This is a genomic window from Vibrio sp. 1978, from assembly GCF_033344345.1.
In genome coordinates, this window is the sequence record NZ_JAWPOP010000642.1 from 1 (window position 1) to 625 (window position 625).

The window sequence follows — 625 nt, forward strand, 5'->3', positions numbered from 1 at the left end:
GGCAGTACCTACTCAGTGGTGCGTCTCACCGCGTTAGATTCTGATTACCAGATCGTACGCTCTTACCCAGTAAAACCAAGCACCGTTCCGCAATGGTTTATCGACATGAATCTGTTCAAAGCGATTCACGATAAACGCGTGGTCACCAGTGGTTGGATGCAACTGGCCGAAGTCGAAATCATCAGCCACCCAGGCGCGGCGTATGAACAGCTATGGCAAGGTTTTATCCGTTTGCTATCTGCGTTTAGCGTCATCTTCCTAGCGGGATTGATTGCGATTTCTTACATTCTGCGTCGTTCTCTAAAGCCACTGGCTGCTATCGTGAAGAAAATGCACGACATCGCAAACAACCAGTTTGGTGAGCCACTCACTCGCCCTAAAACCAAAGACCTGATCGCGGTCGTGGATGGCATCAACATGATGTCGGCACAGATTGAGTTGTCATTTAAAGAACAGGCCAAAGAAGCACAACGTCTACGTGCTCAAGCATACCTAGATCCTATCTCCAAACTAGGTAACCGCTCGTTCTACATCAACCAAGTTGACCAATGGTTGGCAGAACAAACGCAAGGGGGTATCGCGCTACTCCATGCAGAATATATTGGCGACATTTACGAGACAAAAG

The 625-nt window shown here is 48.3% G+C and carries 1 protein-coding gene; it reads left to right on the forward strand.

Going from position 1 to position 625, the window contains the following annotated elements:
• On the forward strand, positions 1-625 hold a 625-nt coding region (locus R8N49_RS28295; RefSeq protein WP_318190589.1), incomplete at both ends, for a LapD/MoxY N-terminal periplasmic domain-containing protein.